A 17,543-nucleotide genomic window follows, 5' to 3' on the forward strand; every position below is an offset into this window, starting at 1 on the left:
CGGCTCGGTCACGCCCTCCGAAGACGGCTCAGCGGCTGCCGTCGAGGAGGACCCGGGCGACGAGCGCCGGGTCGTCGTTCATCGGGACGTGGCCGCAGCCGGGCAGCCGCACCAGCCGCGCCCGCGGAATGATCTGCTTGGCCCGGACGCCCTGGCGGCGGATCAGGAGCCGGTCACGGGTGCCCCAGGCCACGGTGACGGGGAGCGCCGGGATGTCGTCCGTGAACTGGACGTTCGTACCCGCCCGGAGGGTCTCGGCGAATCCCTCGGCATTGGCCAGCGCCAGGGTCTCGGCGACGACCGCTTCGGGTGAACGGCGGCCGGGCCGGGCGTAGATGGTGCTGGTCAGCACCGTCCGCCCGGCCGCGGAGCGGGAGAGCCGCTCGACGACCGGGAGCGGCATGCGCCGGGCCGTCTGGCGCATGGCGATCAGCACGCCGAAGGCGTAGCGGCGCTCCACCGGTGACCAGAAGCCGGCGGGCGAGAGCGCGGTCACGGACCGTACGAGCTTCTCGCGTCCCAGTTCCAGGGCCAGCAGCCCGCCGAGCGAGTTGCCGGCGACGTGCGGACGCTCGATCTCCAGGGCCTCGCACAGCGCCCCGAGCAGGGACACCACCGTCGGCAGGTCGTGGGTGAGCCCTTCGGGCAGTGCCGGGGACGCGCCGAAGCCGGGGAGGTCGACCGCTATCACGTCGCGTTCGGCCGCGAGGATGGGGATGACCGGGTCCCAGGCCTGGCGATGGTGGCCGATCCCGTGCAGCAGGAGCAGCGGTGCACCGGTGCCCACGCGCGCGTAGGACACGGGTATTTCCTTCGGGCCGCGCGGTGAGGGGAGGCTGACGGTGACCGTGTCGGACATGGGACTGCTCCTCGTCTGAACGCCGTGACGAACCATCTCGTAGACAGCTTGTCAGCAACTGCTACCGACGGGTAGCCCCGCACCCTCACGAACCGTACGCCAGGCACCGAACGGCGCGGCGGAGTGGCGTGGACCGGGCGGAGCGACCGCATGGTGCCCAGCCGCCCAGCCGCCCAGCCGCCCAGCCGCCCAGCCGCCCAGCCGCCCAGCCGCCCAGCCGCCCAGCCGCCCAGCCGCCCAGCCGCCCGAGTGGGCGGAGAGGACGGCACGGCTGGGAGCGGGCGGTGTGAGGCGCGGGGGGCCGGCTGGCCGCCCGCACACGCGCGCCTGCCGGGCCCCGGCTCCCGCCCCCCGGCGTCCCAAACCCGGATCGCTCACCCTCCGCTAACGCACCCCGCGCTAACGCGCCTTGCGCACCTCCACGTTGAAGTCCGGGTGGCCGATGCCCCGCATGAGGTCCAGCCACAGCGGCAGATACATCTCAGCGGCCCGCGCGGTCCGGATGCCGCCGAGGTCGAACACCCGGTGCGTGGGCCAGCCGAACTCGCCCAGCAACGCCGTCACCTGTTCCTTGGCGCTGTCGTCGTCACCCGAGACGAAGATCTGGTGCTCGCCCGGCACCCTGGAAGGGTCCACCATCACCTGACAGTTGACGGTGTTCAGACTCTTCACCACACGGGCCCGCGGGAACGCCCGCTGGATCTGCTCGCCCACGCTGTCCGACTCGACGGGGGACAGCCGCAGTTCGCCATCCTCGAACGCCATGGGGTTGGACACGTCCAGCAGTACCTTGCCGTCCAGGTGTTCCTCCCCGGCCGAGCGCAGCACGGTGAGCGCGATCCGCCCTCCCACCGCGTTCACGACCGCCTCGCCGAAGGCCGCGGCGTCCGCGAAGGTGCCGTGATGCGCCGTGGGACCGGCGCCGTCGGCCCACTCGACGGCCGCCGTGTTGTCCTTCGTGCGTGAGCCCAGGGAGACCTCGTGGCCCAGTTCGATCAGCTTGCCGGCCAGGGCGCGCCCCACGTCTCCCGTACCCAGAACCCCGTATCGCATGGTCGTTCCTCCCGTTGTCGGGACCGTCGGTCACCGGCGGTCCGCGGTCATTGTGCTCCGGAGCGGCCGCTTCGCCTGGACACCGGGGAACGTGTCGGGTGGGATGGTGCGGTGGCACTCGACACGGCGACCGATGTCTTCGAAGAGCACCGTCCCGTACTGATGGGCGTGGCGTACCGCATGCTCGCACGTGTGGCCGACGCGGAGGACGTGGTCCAGGAAGCGTGGTTGCGCTGGTCCGCCGAGGACCGGTCCGAGGTGCGTGAACCGCGCGCGTACCTGGTCCGTGTCACGACCCGGCTCGCCATCGACCGGCTGCGTCAGGTCCAGTCGCGCCGCGAGGCCTACGTAGGACCGTGGCTCCCGGAACCGTATGTCACCGACTTCGGTGACCCCGTACCCGACAGTGCCGAACGGGCGGTCCTCGCGGACTCCGTGTCCCTCGCGGTCCTCGTCGTCCTGGAGTCCCTGTCTCCCCTCGAACGCGCGGTGTTCGTCCTGAGGGAGGCGTTCGGCTATCCGTACGCCGACATCGCGGCCGTCCTCGACCGGGGCGAACCCGCGGTGCGTCAGCTCGCCGGGCGGGCGCGCAAGCATGTGGAGGAGCGGCGGCCACGCTACGACGTAGACCCGGCCGAACGCCGGGACCTCACCGAGCGGTTCCTCGCCGCGGCGGGCGAGGGCGATCTGGAGGGACTCGTCTCCCTGCTGGCGCCCGAGGCGCGGCTCATCGGAGACAGCGGGGGCCTGGCCCAGGCACCGCTGCGGATCCTCGACACGGCCGAGAAGGTCGCCCGCTTCGTCATCGGCGTCGCCAGGAAGGGCGTCTCCGGTCTGTCGTTGCGCTTCCTCGAGGTCAACGGCGGTCTCGCGGTGCTGGCGCTGTCCGAGGGCAAGCCCGACAGCATCATCCAACTGGACGTCGCCGACGGCCGTGTCCAGTGCGTCTACATCGTGCGCAACCCGGAGAAGCTGCTCAGGATCCCTGCCGACTAGTTCCGCAGCGGGCAGCGTCCGTCACGGCATCGGCCGCCCTGGAAACGTCACGTTCGAGGCACCGCAGGACCCCGAAAGCCCCCGTCTTTGTACGGGGGCTTTCGGCGTTGTGTCAGGAACGTCGCCCGGCGCGAACACCCCGTGAACGCTCCGCGGCGGGGTGCCTGTGCGAACCGTAAGGGTTCGAGGATTGGTCTTGACCAAGGGTGGGGCCGGGCCTATCGTCGCAGGGATAGTGCAGGAACCTTTAATAAACAAGGGCTTTAAAACGCCGCCGGGCAACGGCGATTGCGGAGGACAGGGTGGGGACCACGCAGTTGGAATCGGTGCCGGAACCGAAGTACTGGCATCTCAGGACCGTGCTCAGCGAAGCGCTGGACTCCGAGTTCACGGTGGGCGAGATCCTGCCCAACGAACGTGACCTCGCGGCCCGCTTCGGTGTCGCTCGGGCGACCCTGCGCCAAGCGCTCGAGCAGCTCGAACTCGAAGGCCGTCTCCAGCGCCGTCGCGGAGTGGGCACCACCGTCGCGCCACCGCGCGTGGGTGTGGCCGTGGGAACCGAACAGCACGTGTGGCCGGGGGCGGCCGGTGACGCCTGGCACGCCGCGGACTGCACCGTTGCGGCGCCGCCCGCGCCGGTGGCCGGCATGCTGGAGACCGCCGACGGTGAGACGGTGCACACCGTGCGCCGTTCCCTGGTGACGCATGGCCAGCCCGCAGCCGCCGAGCTCCTGTACATCCCGGCGTCCTCGGTGCCGGACCTGTCGGCGATCGACGCGCCCTCGGGCGCCGCACGCGCGCGTGCCGTGCTGCGGGAACTCCAGCGACGGGACTTGGGAGGCCAGGACCGTGCCGTCGAGCTGGGGTCGGCCCGCGCGGACGACGCCAAGGAGCTCGACCGCCTTCCCGGGGCGCCCGTTCTCGTCGTGACGACCCGCTTCTTCACCGAGGGGCGCACCGCGGCGGTGTCCGTGGCCACGTATCGCGCCGACACCTGCCGGCTCACGTTCGGTGCTTCCGGTGGTGTGGAGATCCACCACGACCCGGAGCGCCGCGCCTCCTGAGCCGTCCGACCCGGACAGTCGAGCCGTCCGAGACGGGTCCCGGACCTCACCCGTCGCACCCCGGAACACTTCGGGGCGCGACGGGTTTTGTGGCTGGAGCTGGAGCTGGAGCTGGAGCTGGAGCTGGAGCTGGAGCTGGAGCTGGAGCTGGAGCTGGAGGCGGAGCCGGGTCGGTTGGGGCGGGACGGGTGGTCGGCCGTCTCCATCGCCCCGCCCGCGCTTCAGTGGCGCGCGGTCACGGTTCCCTCCACCGCGAACAGCTGCTCCTCCACATGGTCGAGGGCCAGCCGCAGCGCGCCGGTCGCCACGGCCGCTTCTCCCAGCAACGAGAGGGCCACCTTGGGCGGACGCAGGCAGTAGCGAGCCAACTCCCTGCGCAGCGGCTCCAGTACGCCGTCCAGACCGGCCGCCCAGCCGCCGATGACGACCAGCTCCGGGTCGAGGGCGAGGACCAGGGCGGCCACATCGTGCACCAGCCGCTGGATGAAGCGGTCGACGGCCGCACGCGCCCGCTGGTCGCCGTTCCTGGCCAGCGCGAAGACCTTCGCGACCGCCTGCTCGTCGAGCGGGTGCAACGGCTCGTCCGTCGTCGACAGCAGCGTCTCAGGGGTGACGTCACGGCCCAGCAGATGCAGTGCGCCGATCTCACCGGCCGCCCCGCCGTACCCCCGGTGCAGCCGTCCGCCGATCAGTGAGCCGGCGCCCGGACTCAGCCCCGCCAGGACGAACACGACATCGTCGACCTCGGTCGCCGAACCCTTCCAGTGCTCCGCGACCGCCGCCGCGTTGGCGTCGTTCTCCACGAGCACCGGACACTTGAAGGAACGGCTCAGCCGCTCGCCCAGCGGCAGGCCCGTCCACTCCGGCAGCGCGGTGCCCAGGCGTACGGTGCCGTCCGCCTCGACGATGCCGGGGCTTCCGACGCCCACCGCGCGCAGGGAGCTACGGGCGACACCCGCCCTGCGCAGCAGTTCGGCGACCGCCATCCGGAGCCGCTCGAGCCGCTCGTCGGCGGACGCAGTCTCCTCCACGTCCTTGGCCATCGCGCCCAGCACGCGCCCGTCCAGGTCCGCGAGCAGCGCCGCGACGCGGTGTGGGCCGATCTCCAGGCCCAGCAGGTGCCCCGCCTCGGCCCGGAACCGGAACCTGCGCGCCGGACGTCCCTGGCGCCGTGCGGCGCCCTCCTCGGCCGCCTTCTCGACGACGAGCCCGTTCTCGATCAGCCCCTCGACGACTCCTTCGACCGTCGGCCGTGACAATCCGGTCACCCGGGTGATCTCGGTGAGGGTCGCGCAGTCCGTTGCACGCAAGGCGTGCAGGACCACCGCCGAATTGATCCGTCGCAGCAGAGAGGGATCCCCGCCGGTCAACCGCCCCAACGTCCGTCCTCCCAGCTTGTACGCGTGTTGGCCGGATCGTACTCGTCGTGGGGGACCCCGGCGAGGGCCGGGGACCCTTTCCCGTTCACGGGCCGCCGTCAGCCCGGCGCCACGAACCCCGACTCGTAGGCAGCGATGACCGCCTGAGTACGGTCCCTGGCCCCCAGCTTCGCCAGTACGGAGCTCACGTGCGACTTGACCGTCTCCGTGCCGACGACCAGCCGCGCGGCGATCTCGGCGTTGGACATCCCCCGGGCCATCAGCCGCAGCACCTCCGCCTCCCGCTCGGTCAGCGCGGCCCGCTCCATGACCGCTCGCGCCGCCGGACTGGCCCCGCCGTCCCCGTAGTCGGCCGCCAACTGCCGTACGGAGGCGGGGAACAGCAGGGACTCGCCCTCGGCCACCAGTCGCACCGCGTGCACGATCTCGGCCGGCCGGGCCCGCTTCAGGAGGAATCCGTCGGCCCCCGCGCGCAGCGCCTCGTAGACGTATTCGTCGTTCTCGAACGTCGTCACCACAAGGATCTTGGGTGGGTCGGCGACGGTCCGCAGCACCGCGCGGGTGGCCTCGATGCCGTCCATCAGGGGCATGCGGACATCCATGGCGACCACGTCCGGCCGCAACTGCCGGACCAGCGGGATCACGGCGGCGCCGTCGGCGGCCTCACCGACGACCTCGATGTCGGGCTGCGCCTCCAGAACGGCGCGCAGTCCCGCGCGTACGAGGGGTTCGTCGTCGACGAGCAGAACGGTGACCGGCATCCGGCCAGCGTAGATCAGTGCAGCGGCAGCTCGGCATGCACCTGCCAGTCGCCCTCGTGCGGGCCCGTGCGGGCGCTGCCGCCGAGCAGGGCGGCCCGCTCCCGTATGCCGCGCAGACCGCTGCCCCGTCCGGGAGCGGATCTGCCGTCCGGCAGGGGATTGCGGACCTCCAGGGAGAGCGCGCCGTCCCTGACATCGATACGCACCCGCACCGGAACGCTTCCGGCGTGCCGCAGCACGTTGGTGAGCGACTCCTGGAGGATGCGGTAGCCCTCTCTGGACACCGGACCGGCCACCGTCTCCAAAGGACCCGTCACCTCGGCGTCCACCTCGGCCCCCGAGATGCGCGCCGACTCCAGCAGCCGGTCGGCGTCGGTCAGCGTGGGGCGGCCGCTCGCCGGGCGTTCCGCCTCGCGCAGCACCCCGAGCACCCGCTCCAGGTCCTCCAGAGCGGCTCTTCCGGTCTCCTCGATGGCGGTCAGGGCACGGTCGGTGAACTCCGGGTCGCCGGCCGCGCGCGCGGCGCCGGCCTGCACCACCGCGACGGTGAGCGCGTGGCCGATGGAGTCGTGCAGCTCTCGGGCTATGCGATTGCGCTCCAAGAGCTGCTCGGTGCGCTCCTCCAGCGCGGCGAGCCGCTCGGTGGGGGAGGGACCGAGGAGCCGTCGAGCGAGCGCCGTGGTCAGCTCGCCCAGGCCGACCACCGCGCCGTACAGGGCGAGCAGGGGCAGGGGAATGAGCAGCGCGCAGCTCCAGTGCGGGTCCAGGAGCCGGATCACGGGGTCGCCGGACGGCCAGTAGCCGAGGGCCGCTCTCGTGAGGTCGACGGCGAACGTGGGCAGCCACACGGTGACCGCGGAGGTCGCCACGCTCAGCAGCAGGCGCGCCTCCAGCCAGAGCACGGTCCGCCACCGGTCCCTCGGGCCGGCCGAGGGGGCGACCGAGAACGCCGTATCCTCGCCGCCCCGCTCGCCGGGCGCCAGCATGAACCGAGCCTGTACACCCTCGCCCCGCCGCACGGCCGGGATCAGCCCCAGCGGAATGAGCATCAGCGCGGGCACCCACGGCCTTGTCATGTCGATGAACAGCCACACGCTGACGAACAGCATCGGCACCCACAGGTGCAGCAATCGCGTGTACGTCGTCCCCCACAGCAGCGGGCGCAGAAACCGGGCCATCGCGCCATCGTGCCAGCGGGCACCGACAGCGGACCTCCCCCGGCCGGGGGAGGCGATCTCCACCCGCGGGGGAGGCGGGCGGTGGCCGACGGCGGCCAGGCTGGGCCCATGACCAGCATCGACGTCCAAGACCTGACCAAGGAGTACGGCGGCAAGCGCGCCGTGGACCACCTGACCTTCAGCGTTCTCCCGGGCCGTGTCACCGGATTCCTCGGCCCCAACGGTGCCGGAAAGTCCACCACCATGCGGCTCGTGCTGGGCCTGGACCGGTCCACCTCGGGCACCGCCACCATCGGGGGCCGCGCGTACGCCACCCTCGACGAGCCGCTCCGGAAGGTGGGCGCCCTCCTCGACGCGGGAGCCGCGCACGGATCGCGGACCGCCCGGGACCACCTGAGGGCACTCGCCGTCACGAGCCGCATCCCCGAACGCCGGGTCGACGACGTGCTGGAGGAGACCGGGCTCGCCCCGGTGGCCAGGCACCGGGTGAAGACGTACTCCCTGGGCATGCGTCAGCGGCTGGGCATCGCGGCAGCCCTTCTCGGAGATCCGCCCGTGGTGCTCCTGGACGAACCGTCGAACGGGCTGGACCCCGAGGGGATCATCTGGATCCGGGAGCTGCTGCGCCGGCTGGCCCGGGAGGGGCGCACCGTCCTCGTCTCCAGCCACCTCATGAACGAGACGGCCTCCTTCGCCGACCGGCTCGTCGTCCTCGGCCGCGGCAGGCTGCTGGCCGACATGCCCATGCGCGAGTTCATCGACGCACGCGTCCAGCCTCGCGTGCGGGTACGCAGCACGGACAGCCGCGCGCTGGGAGGCCTGCTCGCGCGGCACGGCGTCGAGGCGGTCGAGGGCGAGGAGGGCCGCTGGACCGCCCTCGACGCGCGGCTGGAGGACATCGGTCGCTTTGTCTCGGCCGCGGGCCTGCCGATCCTCGAACTCGCCTCGGAGGACGGCACGTTGGAGCAGGCCTATCTGGATCTGACAGCCGCCGAGACCGAGTTCGCCGCCACCCCGACACAGCCTCAGGAGGCCTGACCATGTCCTTCGCACCCGTACTCCGCGCGGAACTGATCAAGATCCGGACGCTGCGCCCGCTCCTGTGGGGCCTGTTCGCCGTGCTCGCGGCCACGGTGGCGTTCTCTGCACTCGCCGGACTCGACGACTCCGGTGAGCGGGACTTCGACGCGCTCTTCTCGACCTTCTTCGGTGTGAGTTTCGGCCAGATCGCGGCCATCACCTTCGGAGCGCAGGCGGTCTCGGCCGAGTACCAGGGCGGCGCGCTGCGTGTCTCGCTCACGGCGGTTCCCGACCGGGGGCGCTGGTTCCTGGCGAAGGCGGTGGCGATCGGAGTACCGGCCCTGGGCATCGGCCTGGTCACCGGCGTGGCCGCGCTGGTCGTCGGGACGGCCGTGCTCGGTTCCCGGGCGGACGCCCTGACCTGGACGGAGGAGCTGCGGGGAGTGGCCGGCTGCGCGGTCTACCTGGCCTTGATGGCCCTGTTCGCGGCGGGCCTCGCGGCCGTCCTGCGCAGCGGGGTCGCCACGCTGGGCATCCTGATCCCGTTCCTCCTGATCGTGTCCTTCGTCGTCGGGGGAGCTTCGGGGAGCGTGGCGGACTTCCTGCCGGACAAGGCCGGGCAGACGGTTCTGCACGAGACGTCGGACGGAGCCCTCGGCCCCTGGACCGGGCTCGGCGTGACCGCGCTGTGGACCGCGGCGGCATTGGGCGCGGGCGCGTGGTGCGTCCGGCGCAGGGACGCGTGACCGCGCGGGCTTCCTGACGCCTCACCAATTGTCAGTGGTGGCGGCTTTACTGGACGTCATGACCATCGCGCAGCATCTCGCCACGATCGACCGGCTGTGCGCCGAGGACTTTCCCACGGGGCACGGCGGGTCGGCCGCCGGGTCGTACGGCGGTCCGGGGGGACCCGGTTTCCACGTCGTCGAGCTGGAGCGGAGCACCGGTTCCGCGGGGGGCCCGGGCGGCGAACGGGAGGAGGCCGAGGAGTTCGAGGCGCAGCGGGAGGCCCTCGCTCAGCGGCTCACCGACCGGCGGGGGGAGCCGCAATGGATGAGCTTCGACGGAGTGTTCCTGCGCGCCCAGCAGGGCGACGAACTCATACCGGAGCCCTGGGCCTCTCTCGGTTCGCACATGAGGAACGCGCAGGTCTGGCGGGTGGACGACACCGGCCGCTGGCTCGTTCTCGGCATCTCCCGACTCGGTGAGGGCCAGGAGTTCAGGCTGCTGGCGGTGGTCACGGAGACGGACCCGCCGTGACTTCGTGATCAAGTCGAAGCGGGCGCCATGGGGACACGATCGTTCGGGGACCTGTTTACCGGTCGAGGTGACCGCACACCTCGGCGACGAGCCGGTCGGCGTCGTCCAGTGCGGCGGCGAGCGTCTCCGACGTGGTGCCGAGCGCGGAGAACAGCCGGTGAGCCCGCCCGGCGAAGTCCGCCGGGGCGACGGCGAGTTCTCCCGCGGCCCGCACCGCCCCTTTTTCGTTGAGCACCCAGCTCCGGCATGGGCGTGGAGGGCGTGCGTGAGAAGTCCGACCGCGCGGAAGAGGCAGCCTGCGACGTGGAAGACGTCACCGCGAGCAGCCCCCTTGCGCGCGCCGGCCAGGACGAACGGTGCCTCCCACCGCGCGTTGTCGACGAGTGCTTCGCGCAGCGGCTCGGGGTAGCGGCGCGTCAGCTCCCGCAGGCTCCGAAGCTCACCGCCGGGGTCGGCGAGGACTTGTCCGACGGCCAGTTCGCCCACGTAGGCGTGGGAGTACACGCCCAGGGGATGGCCGGGCTGGGCACCGATCTCGAACCGCCCGGCGAGGCACTGCCGCCAGATGTCGTGCACCCGGTCCAGGTCGCGGTGGATCCAGTCGACGCGGTGACCGTCGATCGTCAGCCGGCCGCCACCGTCCACCCAGGGTCCCCAGCCGCCAGGCTCGGTCACCTCCACCGGGCCTCCGGTCAGCCGGGCCGCGAGCAGACGCAGCGCGCCGGTGTCCAGTGGCGGGCCGGTAGTACAGGCCCAGGTCGAAGTCGGAACCGGGACCGTGCGTGCCGCTCGCCCGGCTGCCTCCCAGACACACACCGACGATGCCGTCGACCTCGGACAGCCGCTGTGCGATCTCCCCCGGACGATCCATACCCCGGAGTCTGCCGAGGCGGACCCGCGGGCGCGACCGAATTGCCCGGGACGCATGCCGACGCGCTCCCCGCTTCACCGCCGCGCTGAGCAGCCCCTACGGGCCGGAACGGGTTGCCGCGCCGGCCGGAACCGGGGCCGGAGGCCGCAGCCGTCAGCCAGGCCCGAGCGCCGCCGGACGACGGACGGCCGCCGGACGACGCCGAGAGTCCGCGGAGGAACACCGGGTCGTGGCCGAGGAACGCCAGGACGCCGTGCGGAAGCGCCGGGGCGCCGCCCGGGAACGCCGAGAGGCCGCCCGCGGGAATCCGGCAGGAGCCGGTCGCGGGCGGCCTCCAGGTCCGCTCGTTCGAGCTGTGTCAGAGGATCGCGCCGGGCGTGTAGCCCGCGGCCTCCGGGTGCTGCTTCACGATCTCCTCGACGCGGCCGACGACGACGGCGACCTGCCCGGCCGCGGCCCCCGTGAAGGACAGCTTGTCGGCCATCAGCTCGTCGAGCTGCGCGCGGTCCAGCGGGATCCGCTCGTCCGCCGCGAGCTTGTCGAGCAGCTCGTTGCGCTCGGTGCCCTGCTCCCGCATGGCGAGGGCGGAGGCGACGGCGTTCTCCTTGATCGCCTCGTGGGCGACCTCACGGCCGACACCGGCGCGCACCGCGCCCATCAGGACCTTGGTCGTCGCGAGGAACGGCAGGTAGCGGTCGAGCTCGCGGGCGACGACGGCCGGGAAGGCGCCGAACTCGTCGAGGACGGTCAGGAAGGTCTCCAGGAGACCGTCCAGCGCGAAGAAGGCGTCCGGCAGTGCGACGCGACGCACCACGGAGCACGACACGTCGCCCTCGTTCCACTGGTCACCGGCCAGCTCGCCCGTCATCGACGCGTAGCCGCGCAGGATGACCATCAGGCCGTTGACGCGCTCGCAGGAGCGGGTGTTCATCTTGTGCGGCATCGCGGAGGAGCCGACCTGGCCGGGCTTGAAGCCCTCGGTGACCAGCTCGTGCCCGGCCATGAGCCGGATCGTCTTGGCCGTCGAGGACGGCGCGGCCGCCAGCTGGACCAGCGCGGTGACGACGTCGTAGTCCAGGGAGCGCGGGTAGACCTGGCCGACGGAGGTGAAGGCCTGCGCGAAGCCGAGGTGCCCGGCGATCCGCTGCTCCAGGTCCGCGAGCTTGGCCACGTCGCCGCCCAGCAGGTCGAGCATGTCCTGGGCCGTGCCGACCGGGCCCTTGATGCCGCGGAGCGGGTAGCGGCCGAGCAGTTCCTCGAGCCGGCCGTACGCGACGAGCATCTCGTCCGCGGCGGTCGCGAAGCGCTTGCCCAGGGTGGTGGCCTGCGCGGCCACGTTGTGCGAGCGGCCGGCCATGACCAGCTCGGCGTACTCGCCGGCGAGCTTGGCCAGCCGGGCGAGGACCGCCACCGTACGGTCGCGCATCAGCTCCAGGGAGAGCCGGATCTGCAACTGCTCGACGTTCTCGGTGAGGTCGCGGGACGTCATGCCCTTGTGCACGTGCTCGTGACCGGCGAGGTCGTTGAACTCCTCGATCCGTGCCTTCACGTCGTGCCGGGTGACCTTCTCGCGCTCGGCGATGGAGGCGAGGTCGACCTGGTCGAGGACGCGCTCGTAGTCGGCGATGGCGGCGTCCGGCACCTCGATCCCGAGGTCCTTCTGGGCCCGCAGCACGGCGAGCCAGAGCTGACGCTCCAGCTTGACCTTCTGCTCGGGGGACCAGAGCGTGGCGAGCTCGGCGGAGGCGTAGCGTCCGGCGAGAACGTTGGGGATACGGGGCTTTGCAGGCGCGGCAGTCACGTGTACGGAGCTTACCGGCTGTCCGGCACCGCTCCTGTTATGTCCGCGGCGTCCCGGATGCGCAGGTCAGGGCGGAGCGGCACCCCCCGGCGGACCGGGGTGTGCGTGAGAGGCGCGGGGACGGGACGCGGGTGTCGCGCTCGGCGCGCACCACGGACCACGTCGTCGCTCCTGCCGTCCGCCGGTGGTCTTGGCGGATCGACGCTCAACTCCTTTGAACAGAAGGGAGTTGTTCACCGTATTGATGGACGGATGGCTTGGTGGAACGTTTTCGCAGGGTTCGTGCTCAGGAACCCGACCGAGGAGGGCGGCTCCCGTAACCTGCCTGGGCGTGCGGATCGGGGTGGGGCTGCTGGCTGCCGACCACAGCGCGCAGACCCCCGTACGTCTTCGAGGTGAACCGGTCATGGGCGAGGGTGAGCTCGGCCATGATCAGCTGGTTGCGCTCGTCGTTGACTTCCTCGATCTCCTGCATGAGCCGGGAGTTCTTGGCGCGCAGTGCCGTGTTCGCGTTCCGCGCGTCGTCGAGGGCTCGGGCATGGCTGCCGAGTCTGATGGCCGTGATGGTGGCCCTGCGGGCCATGGCTTTCTCCCGCCGGGACAGTTCCAGCTCGCGCTTGTGCATCTCCAGCTCAAGACGTCTTCGGTGTTCCGCCAGGACGCTGAGATCATGCCGTGTGCGGGCGTCGACCTGTCTGACCGTGTGACGGAGCACGACCGTAAGTGCTCCGGCCACGCCCATCGTCAACAGGCCGATCCCGACTGTCGCGAACTCCCATGTATGGTGCCAGACGCCCTCGCCCACGAATGTCCAGCCGGCTGTGCAGCTGGCTGTTGACGCGAATGCCAGTCTGTACGCCACGTTTCGTTACCCCCTTGCAGTGGCCCCCCGGCTGTCGTCGGCATCGAGATCCTTTTGAAGCTCGATAGCTTGGACGATGTTCCCGCTGAGCATTGTGCGGATTCTGAGATCAGTGATTCCCCATGCGTCCATGGCCTCCTCCGGGGTGAGTGATGCTGAGGCTACCCTCCGTACCGCGGGCTGAGGCCCGTGTTCCGGCGGAAGCATGCCGCTGTTCACCAACATCTCTCGCTGGTCGAGGCCGAGTACTGACGCCCAAGTGGTCAGTTGCGAGGGAAGGGGGAGGGTCTTTCCTTCCAGCGTTCTGCTGATCGTTGTGAGGCTCACTCCAATCGAGGCGGCCAGCTGAACCCGGCCGCCGGCTCGTGGGCGAACGTCGTACCCGGCCGCTGTCGCGGCGTTCGTGAGGTACTCGCCCACCTTCCTTGCGAGAGCTTGTCGCTCATCGCGGGACTCGTGGGGGGACTCTTCCATGCTCCGCATGTTCCGGAGAGTAGCGCGCGTGTATGCAACTTGCACGCGACTTGCATGCGTGCATCTTCGCAGGTCAATCGGTGTGTGAGTGTCATGCCAGGCCAAGAGGGACGGCTCGTACGCCAGTTCCCAGCAAAAAGTCTCTCCGTCATACCGGCGAAGCAACTTGCGTGCATGTACGCAAGTTGCATATGTTGCATGACTGTGAGTTAGTCGCACGTATGCAAGTCCCTTTGAGGGGACCCTATTTGCACCGCCTCGGCATCGGCTCGAACAGGCTCCGGAGCTGCGAGGCATCCGCGGGGGACGCCTCGAAACGTTCGGATGCGACGACCCGGTCATCCGGCACCCCGACCCGGCCACGGCCGGAGCGGACCGTCGCAGCACCTGCCCACCGCAGTTCATCCACTCATGAACGGAGTAGGCCTTGATCGCCGAGGCTAACGCCGCCACACCGCGGTTCGACACCAGAGAACCGGCCCTTATCGCCCGTGCGCTCGCGGGCGACCGGGACGCGTTCGGGGAGCTCTACGCTCTGCATCACCCCGCGGTCCTGGCTTACGTGCAGCGCCGTGTACGCAATCGGCAGGTCGCCGAGGACATCACCGGCGAGACCTTTCTCAACGCCTGGATGAAACGCGGGACTTTCACGTATCGCGGTATCGGCTTCGTCGGGTGGCTGATCACCATCGCCCGGAACAAGGTCATCGATCATTGCAAGAGTGCCCAGCGTCGCGAATTCGTCGTCGAGGACATGCTCGGCTTCGACGAAGATCTCACGGTCAGCACCGAGGACACCGTGCTGATCAGTCTGGACGAGGAATTGCTGCGCCAGGCGCTGGAGCAACTGCGCCCCCCGCAACGCGAAGTCCTCACACGCCGATTCCTCATGGAGTTCTCGGTGCTGGAGACGGCACGTCAGATGGAACGGTCCGAAGGCGCCGTGAAGACACTCCAGTTCAGGGCTCTGGCCAAGCTGCGCAGTGAGTACCTGGGGGTGGCGGCATGACCACCGTGCCCGGGATCCGTTCGGCCGTCGAAGCCAATCTCGCCGAGCAACTCGGCGCTTTTGCAAGGGAGTTCGTCGCCGACCTGGAAGCCCAGGGGCGTCTGGTGGAGGCGGGCGGTGCCGGTGTCCTCGAACGGCTGCGGACACAGGTCGAGGCCGGGCAGAACCGTCCGGAGGCCTATCACGCGGCCGTCGACACGATCGTCGAGGACTGCGGTTATCCGAGCGAGGTCGCCATGCGGATCGCCACCGCGCTGAACCGCAAGGGGCTGATCCCGGGCGACGAGGCCGAGCCGCCGCACGACCGCGAGCCCGCGTCCGCACCGGACCGCGAGGAACGGGACCTCGGCGCCGACGGCTCCGAGCCGCGGCACGACCGGGCTCCCGCGCCCGGGGCGGACCCGGAGGAATTCGTACTCGGCGGTGAGGAGCCCGAGCCCCGGCGTGATCACGCTCCCGCGTCCGCCCCCGGCCACAAGAGTCCCGATCCCGCTGGTCAGGACCCCGAGCCACGGCACGACCGGGCTTCCGCGTCCTCGCCGCTCGTGCCGCCCGCGCGGGGTGCGATCGTCCTGCATCTCGCCGCCCGCGGTGCCGGACGGGTCGTGGCGGACTACGGGGCGGGGTCGGTTCCTCAACTCGTCGACGGCCAGGTTCCGCGGGTGCGGCCGGCCGCGGCGCGGTCGCGCGTGGTCGGATGGGGCAGTGCCTCCGCCCGGGCGGTCTCCGTCGCCGCGAGCCTCCAGTCCGACCACCTCGCACGCCTGGAGGCCATGCAGATCACGGCGGACGGCGAGCGGGTGACGGTGGCCGTCAAGGCCACGTGTCTGGACGACTGGGGGTACTGGCTCGACGCGATCGGGGCCCCCCGAAACGTCCGGACCAGGACGGCCGGGCACGCGCAGGTGGCCGCGGGAACCCTCGACGGGGTAGCCGTTCACCTCACCGCGCACGGTGTCCCCGAACTCCTCCAGGAGGCGAGTGACGCGGCCGCCGATCCCTTCTATCTCTGGGGGCGGATCTACGACCTCGGGATGGCGCAGATCGACCGGACCGACCGCATCTGGCTGTCCCTCGGCAGGCGCCAGGACGAGCGCGGGATGCCGCTGCTCATCCTGCGCGGCACCGACGGGCCCCCGTACCCGCTCGCCTCGATCGTCATGGCGCACGGCCCGCTGACGGCGGCCCCCCTGCCCTCGGCAGGAATGGCCGGGGACAGCGCCTGACAGCTGCCGGGGTGCCGCCCCGGCTGACTGTTTCTCACTCGTCACGTCCGCCTCTCTGTATGAGGTGGACCGGGCCGGCGCGTCCACCCATGCTCACGTTCCGTGTACTGCACCTGGCGCAGAGCGATCCCGGCAGGTAGTAGGTGCTGTCGCGTGGTCTGGCTGGTTTCGAACCTTGCCCACGGCCCGTCCCAACGGTGCTGATGGGGCACATCGGCCCTGATCGGTCCACCGGTGGCGTGTCGGTGCCAAAAGGTACGCATGCGCCTTTGCCCCGGCCACGCCCGTGGGAAGGCGCCGGCAAGTTCCTCCGACCGTGCTCAGGGGCGTACTTCTCAGGCCCAGGCATGAGTGCTTTGATGCTGAGTCCAGCTGGAATCCTCGGCTGGCCTGTTACTTGCCATCCCCTCCAGGGTGGCGAGACGGCTCCTCTCCATGCTCCGCAAAGCTGGAGGGGCCGTCGGCGGGGCCCGGCGTACGCGCCGGGCCCGGCCGTACTTCCAGGGTGTGGGCGTGCGCGGCAACGGCGCTCCCGCGCTGTCGAGCGCCCCCTGTGCGCCCTGTGGCGGACCAGGGGGCAACCGGTAGCGTCCTCCTTCATGCGGAGCATGGGCCGCCGTGTCACTCGAGAGAGCGGCACGGCGGAAGCCGCCACGACGGCGCTGCCCTCGATCACCGCGGCCGCGGTGTACGGGTCTTGCGCACACGCGGGGCGCGCGGTTCCCGGAGTCGCCCCGCTGGATCACCGGCTCAGCCGCCGTGAACACCCGTGACAGGACCCTCGTAGGGCAGCAGCTCGGGCCGCTTCGCGGGCAGTCCGTCGCCGGACGAACGCCCCGTCAGCCGTCGCCCTATCCACGGCAGCAGATGCTGTCGGGCGAAGCGGGCGTCGGCGGTGCGGCGCGAGACCCAGCCGGGAGGCGGGGTGGGCGCCGACGGGAGGCGCCAGTCCGGGCCCTCGGCCTTGTAGCCGAGGGTCTGCCACACGGCCTCCGCGACCCGGCGGTGTCCCTCGGCGGTCAGGTGCAGCCGGTCGACGTCCCAGGATCGGGGGTCGGCGAGCGAGGGTGCCCCGTAGAGGTCGACCACCAGCGCTCCGTGCCGCCCGGCCAGCTCGTCGACGATGGTGAACAGCTCCTCCATGCGGGGCCGGAAGCGCTCGAGCACCGGACCGCTTCGGCCGGGGCTGCGCATCAGGACGAGCTGCTCGCAGGCCGGGGCGAGACGCTCCACGGCCTCCTCCAGCAGGCCGCGGACACGCCCCATGTCGACCTTGGGCCGCAGGGTGTCGTTGAGACCGCCCACCAAGGTGATCACATCGGGCCGCATGGCGGCGGCCACGTCCACCTGCTCCTCGACGATCTGCCCGATCAGCTTGCCGCGCACCGCGAGATTGGCGTAGCGGAAACCGGGTGCCCGGGCCGCCATCCGGCCCGCGAGGAGGTCGGCCCATCCTCGGTACGAGCCGTCGGGCAACAGGTCCGACATGCCCTCGGTGAAGGAGTCGCCGACCGCGACGAGGCTGGTGTAAGAGGCATTCATCTGCATGGCGAGAAAGATGGTAACCCGAACACATACCCATCGGTCGGTCGGACCGTCTCCACCCCGCCCCGCCCCGACCCGTCCTCGACCCGGACCCGGACCCGGACCAGATCCGGACTCCGCCCCCGGGTCCAGACCTGGACCCCGCCCCGACCCGGACCCGGACCCGCCCCGGACCCGGAGCGACT

Annotated in this window: 16 protein-coding genes and 1 pseudogene; 7 read left to right on the forward strand and 10 right to left on the reverse strand. The window is 71.1% G+C overall.

Going from position 1 to position 17,543, the window contains the following annotated elements; genetic code table 11:
* Window positions 1-28: 28 nt before the first annotated feature.
* On the reverse strand, window positions 29-859 hold the full coding sequence (locus tag ABZV42_RS12505) for an alpha/beta fold hydrolase (RefSeq protein ID WP_355976972.1): 831 nt from the start codon (window positions 857-859) through the stop codon (window positions 29-31).
* Window positions 860-1,258: 399 nt separating this feature from the next.
* Entirely contained in the window at window positions 1,259-1,912 is a 654-nt protein-coding gene (locus tag ABZV42_RS12510) for an NAD(P)-binding domain-containing protein (RefSeq protein ID WP_355976974.1), read from the reverse strand.
* A gap of 111 nt (window positions 1,913-2,023) precedes the next feature.
* Here ABZV42_RS12510 and ABZV42_RS12515 point away from each other — a divergent pair, with 111 nt between their 5' ends.
* On the forward strand, window positions 2,024-2,908 hold the full coding sequence (locus ABZV42_RS12515; protein ID WP_355976976.1) for an RNA polymerase sigma-70 factor: 885 nt from the start codon (window positions 2,024-2,026) through the stop codon (window positions 2,906-2,908).
* Between the two features lie 302 nt (window positions 2,909-3,210).
* Window positions 3,211-3,972, forward strand: coding sequence for a GntR family transcriptional regulator (locus ABZV42_RS12520; RefSeq protein ID WP_355976978.1), 762 nt, complete (start codon window positions 3,211-3,213; stop codon window positions 3,970-3,972).
* A gap of 221 nt (window positions 3,973-4,193) precedes the next feature.
* On the opposite strand, the gene ABZV42_RS12525 is transcribed toward ABZV42_RS12520, so the two are convergent.
* The 3 genes from ABZV42_RS12525 to ABZV42_RS12535 form a co-directional block, all read right to left on the reverse strand.
* Window positions 4,194-5,351, reverse strand: coding sequence for an ROK family transcriptional regulator (locus ABZV42_RS12525; RefSeq protein ID WP_355976980.1), 1,158 nt, complete (start codon window positions 5,349-5,351; stop codon window positions 4,194-4,196).
* Window positions 5,352-5,449: 98 nt separating this feature from the next.
* Window positions 5,450-6,112 (reverse strand): response regulator transcription factor, encoded by a 663-nt coding sequence (locus ABZV42_RS12530; protein ID WP_355976982.1) that lies wholly within the window; start codon window positions 6,110-6,112, stop codon window positions 5,450-5,452.
* 14 nt (window positions 6,113-6,126) lie between these two features.
* Window positions 6,127-7,290, reverse strand: a complete 1,164-nt coding sequence (locus ABZV42_RS12535; RefSeq protein WP_355976984.1) for a histidine kinase — start codon at window positions 7,288-7,290, stop codon at window positions 6,127-6,129.
* Between the two features lie 108 nt (window positions 7,291-7,398).
* Here ABZV42_RS12535 and ABZV42_RS12540 point away from each other — a divergent pair, with 108 nt between their 5' ends.
* The 3 genes from ABZV42_RS12540 to ABZV42_RS12550 are packed head-to-tail and all read left to right on the forward strand — an operon-like array spanning window position 7,399 to window position 9,570.
* A complete protein-coding gene (locus ABZV42_RS12540) occupies window positions 7,399-8,328 on the forward strand; it encodes an ATP-binding cassette domain-containing protein (RefSeq protein ID WP_355976986.1) in 930 nt (309 codons plus the stop codon).
* Window positions 8,329-8,330: 2 nt separating this feature from the next.
* Window positions 8,331-9,056, forward strand: a complete 726-nt coding sequence (locus ABZV42_RS12545; protein ID WP_355976988.1) for an ABC transporter permease subunit — start codon at window positions 8,331-8,333, stop codon at window positions 9,054-9,056.
* 58 nt (window positions 9,057-9,114) lie between these two features.
* Window positions 9,115-9,570: a hypothetical protein gene (locus tag ABZV42_RS12550; RefSeq protein WP_355976990.1), complete on the forward strand. Its 456-nt coding sequence runs from the start codon at window positions 9,115-9,117 to the stop codon at window positions 9,568-9,570.
* A 55-nt stretch (window positions 9,571-9,625) separates the two neighbouring features.
* Here ABZV42_RS12550 and ABZV42_RS12555 read toward each other — a convergent pair.
* The 4 genes and pseudogenes from ABZV42_RS12555 to ABZV42_RS12570 form a co-directional block, all read right to left on the reverse strand.
* A pseudogene (locus ABZV42_RS12555) lies at window positions 9,626-10,441 on the reverse strand (nucleotidyltransferase domain-containing protein).
* A 358-nt stretch (window positions 10,442-10,799) separates the two neighbouring features.
* Window positions 10,800-12,242: an adenylosuccinate lyase gene (gene purB, locus ABZV42_RS12560; RefSeq protein WP_355976992.1), complete on the reverse strand. Its 1,443-nt coding sequence runs from the start codon at window positions 12,240-12,242 to the stop codon at window positions 10,800-10,802.
* Window positions 12,243-12,528: 286 nt separating this feature from the next.
* Window positions 12,529-12,957 (reverse strand): hypothetical protein, encoded by a 429-nt coding sequence (locus ABZV42_RS12565; RefSeq protein WP_355976994.1) that lies wholly within the window; start codon window positions 12,955-12,957, stop codon window positions 12,529-12,531.
* A 153-nt stretch (window positions 12,958-13,110) separates the two neighbouring features.
* Complete coding sequence (locus tag ABZV42_RS12570; RefSeq protein ID WP_355976996.1) at window positions 13,111-13,578, reverse strand: transcriptional regulator; 468 nt, start codon at window positions 13,576-13,578, stop codon at window positions 13,111-13,113.
* A 427-nt stretch (window positions 13,579-14,005) separates the two neighbouring features.
* Here ABZV42_RS12570 and ABZV42_RS12575 point away from each other — a divergent pair, with 427 nt between their 5' ends.
* The gene (locus ABZV42_RS12575; protein ID WP_355976997.1) at window positions 14,006-14,587 is read left to right on the forward strand and encodes a sigma-70 family RNA polymerase sigma factor; all 582 of its coding nucleotides are present in this window, start codon (window positions 14,006-14,008) and stop codon (window positions 14,585-14,587) included.
* Window positions 14,584-15,813, forward strand: a complete 1,230-nt coding sequence (locus tag ABZV42_RS12580) for a BN159_2729 family protein (RefSeq protein ID WP_355976999.1) — start codon at window positions 14,584-14,586, stop codon at window positions 15,811-15,813. The genes ABZV42_RS12575 and ABZV42_RS12580 overlap by 4 nt, the downstream gene beginning before the upstream one ends.
* Window positions 15,814-16,563: 750 nt before the next feature.
* Here the strand turns inward: ABZV42_RS12580 and ABZV42_RS12585 are convergent.
* On the reverse strand, window positions 16,564-17,361 hold the full coding sequence (locus tag ABZV42_RS12585) for an SGNH/GDSL hydrolase family protein (protein ID WP_355977001.1): 798 nt from the start codon (window positions 17,359-17,361) through the stop codon (window positions 16,564-16,566).
* Window positions 17,362-17,543 lie beyond the last annotated feature (182 nt).

The organism is Streptomyces sp. NPDC005281 (assembly GCF_040607495.1).
Taxonomy (GTDB): Bacteria; Actinomycetota; Actinomycetes; order Streptomycetales; family Streptomycetaceae; genus Streptomyces.

Bases quoted from the DNA above. Each gene is read 5' to 3' on its own strand.
- ABZV42_RS12550 (WP_355976990.1), top strand. From the start codon at position 9,115: ATGACCATCGCGCAGCATCTCGCCACGATCGACCGGCTGTGCGCCGAG.
- ABZV42_RS12545 (WP_355976988.1), top strand. From the start codon at position 8,331: ATGTCCTTCGCACCCGTACTCCGCGCGGAACTGATCAAGATCCGGACG.
- ABZV42_RS12580 (WP_355976999.1), top strand. From the start codon at position 14,584: ATGACCACCGTGCCCGGGATCCGTTCGGCCGTCGAAGCCAATCTCGCC.
- ABZV42_RS12540 (WP_355976986.1), top strand. From the start codon at position 7,399: ATGACCAGCATCGACGTCCAAGACCTGACCAAGGAGTACGGCGGCAAG.
- ABZV42_RS12530 (WP_355976982.1), bottom strand. From the start codon at position 6,112: ATGCCGGTCACCGTTCTGCTCGTCGACGACGAACCCCTCGTACGCGCG.
- ABZV42_RS12585 (WP_355977001.1), bottom strand. From the start codon at position 17,361: ATGCAGATGAATGCCTCTTACACCAGCCTCGTCGCGGTCGGCGACTCC.
- ABZV42_RS12505 (WP_355976972.1), bottom strand. From the start codon at position 859: ATGTCCGACACGGTCACCGTCAGCCTCCCCTCACCGCGCGGCCCGAAG.
- ABZV42_RS12535 (WP_355976984.1), bottom strand. From the start codon at position 7,290: ATGGCCCGGTTTCTGCGCCCGCTGCTGTGGGGGACGACGTACACGCGA.
- ABZV42_RS12510 (WP_355976974.1), bottom strand. From the start codon at position 1,912: ATGCGATACGGGGTTCTGGGTACGGGAGACGTGGGGCGCGCCCTGGCC.
- ABZV42_RS12570 (WP_355976996.1), bottom strand. From the start codon at position 13,578: ATGGAAGAGTCCCCCCACGAGTCCCGCGATGAGCGACAAGCTCTCGCA.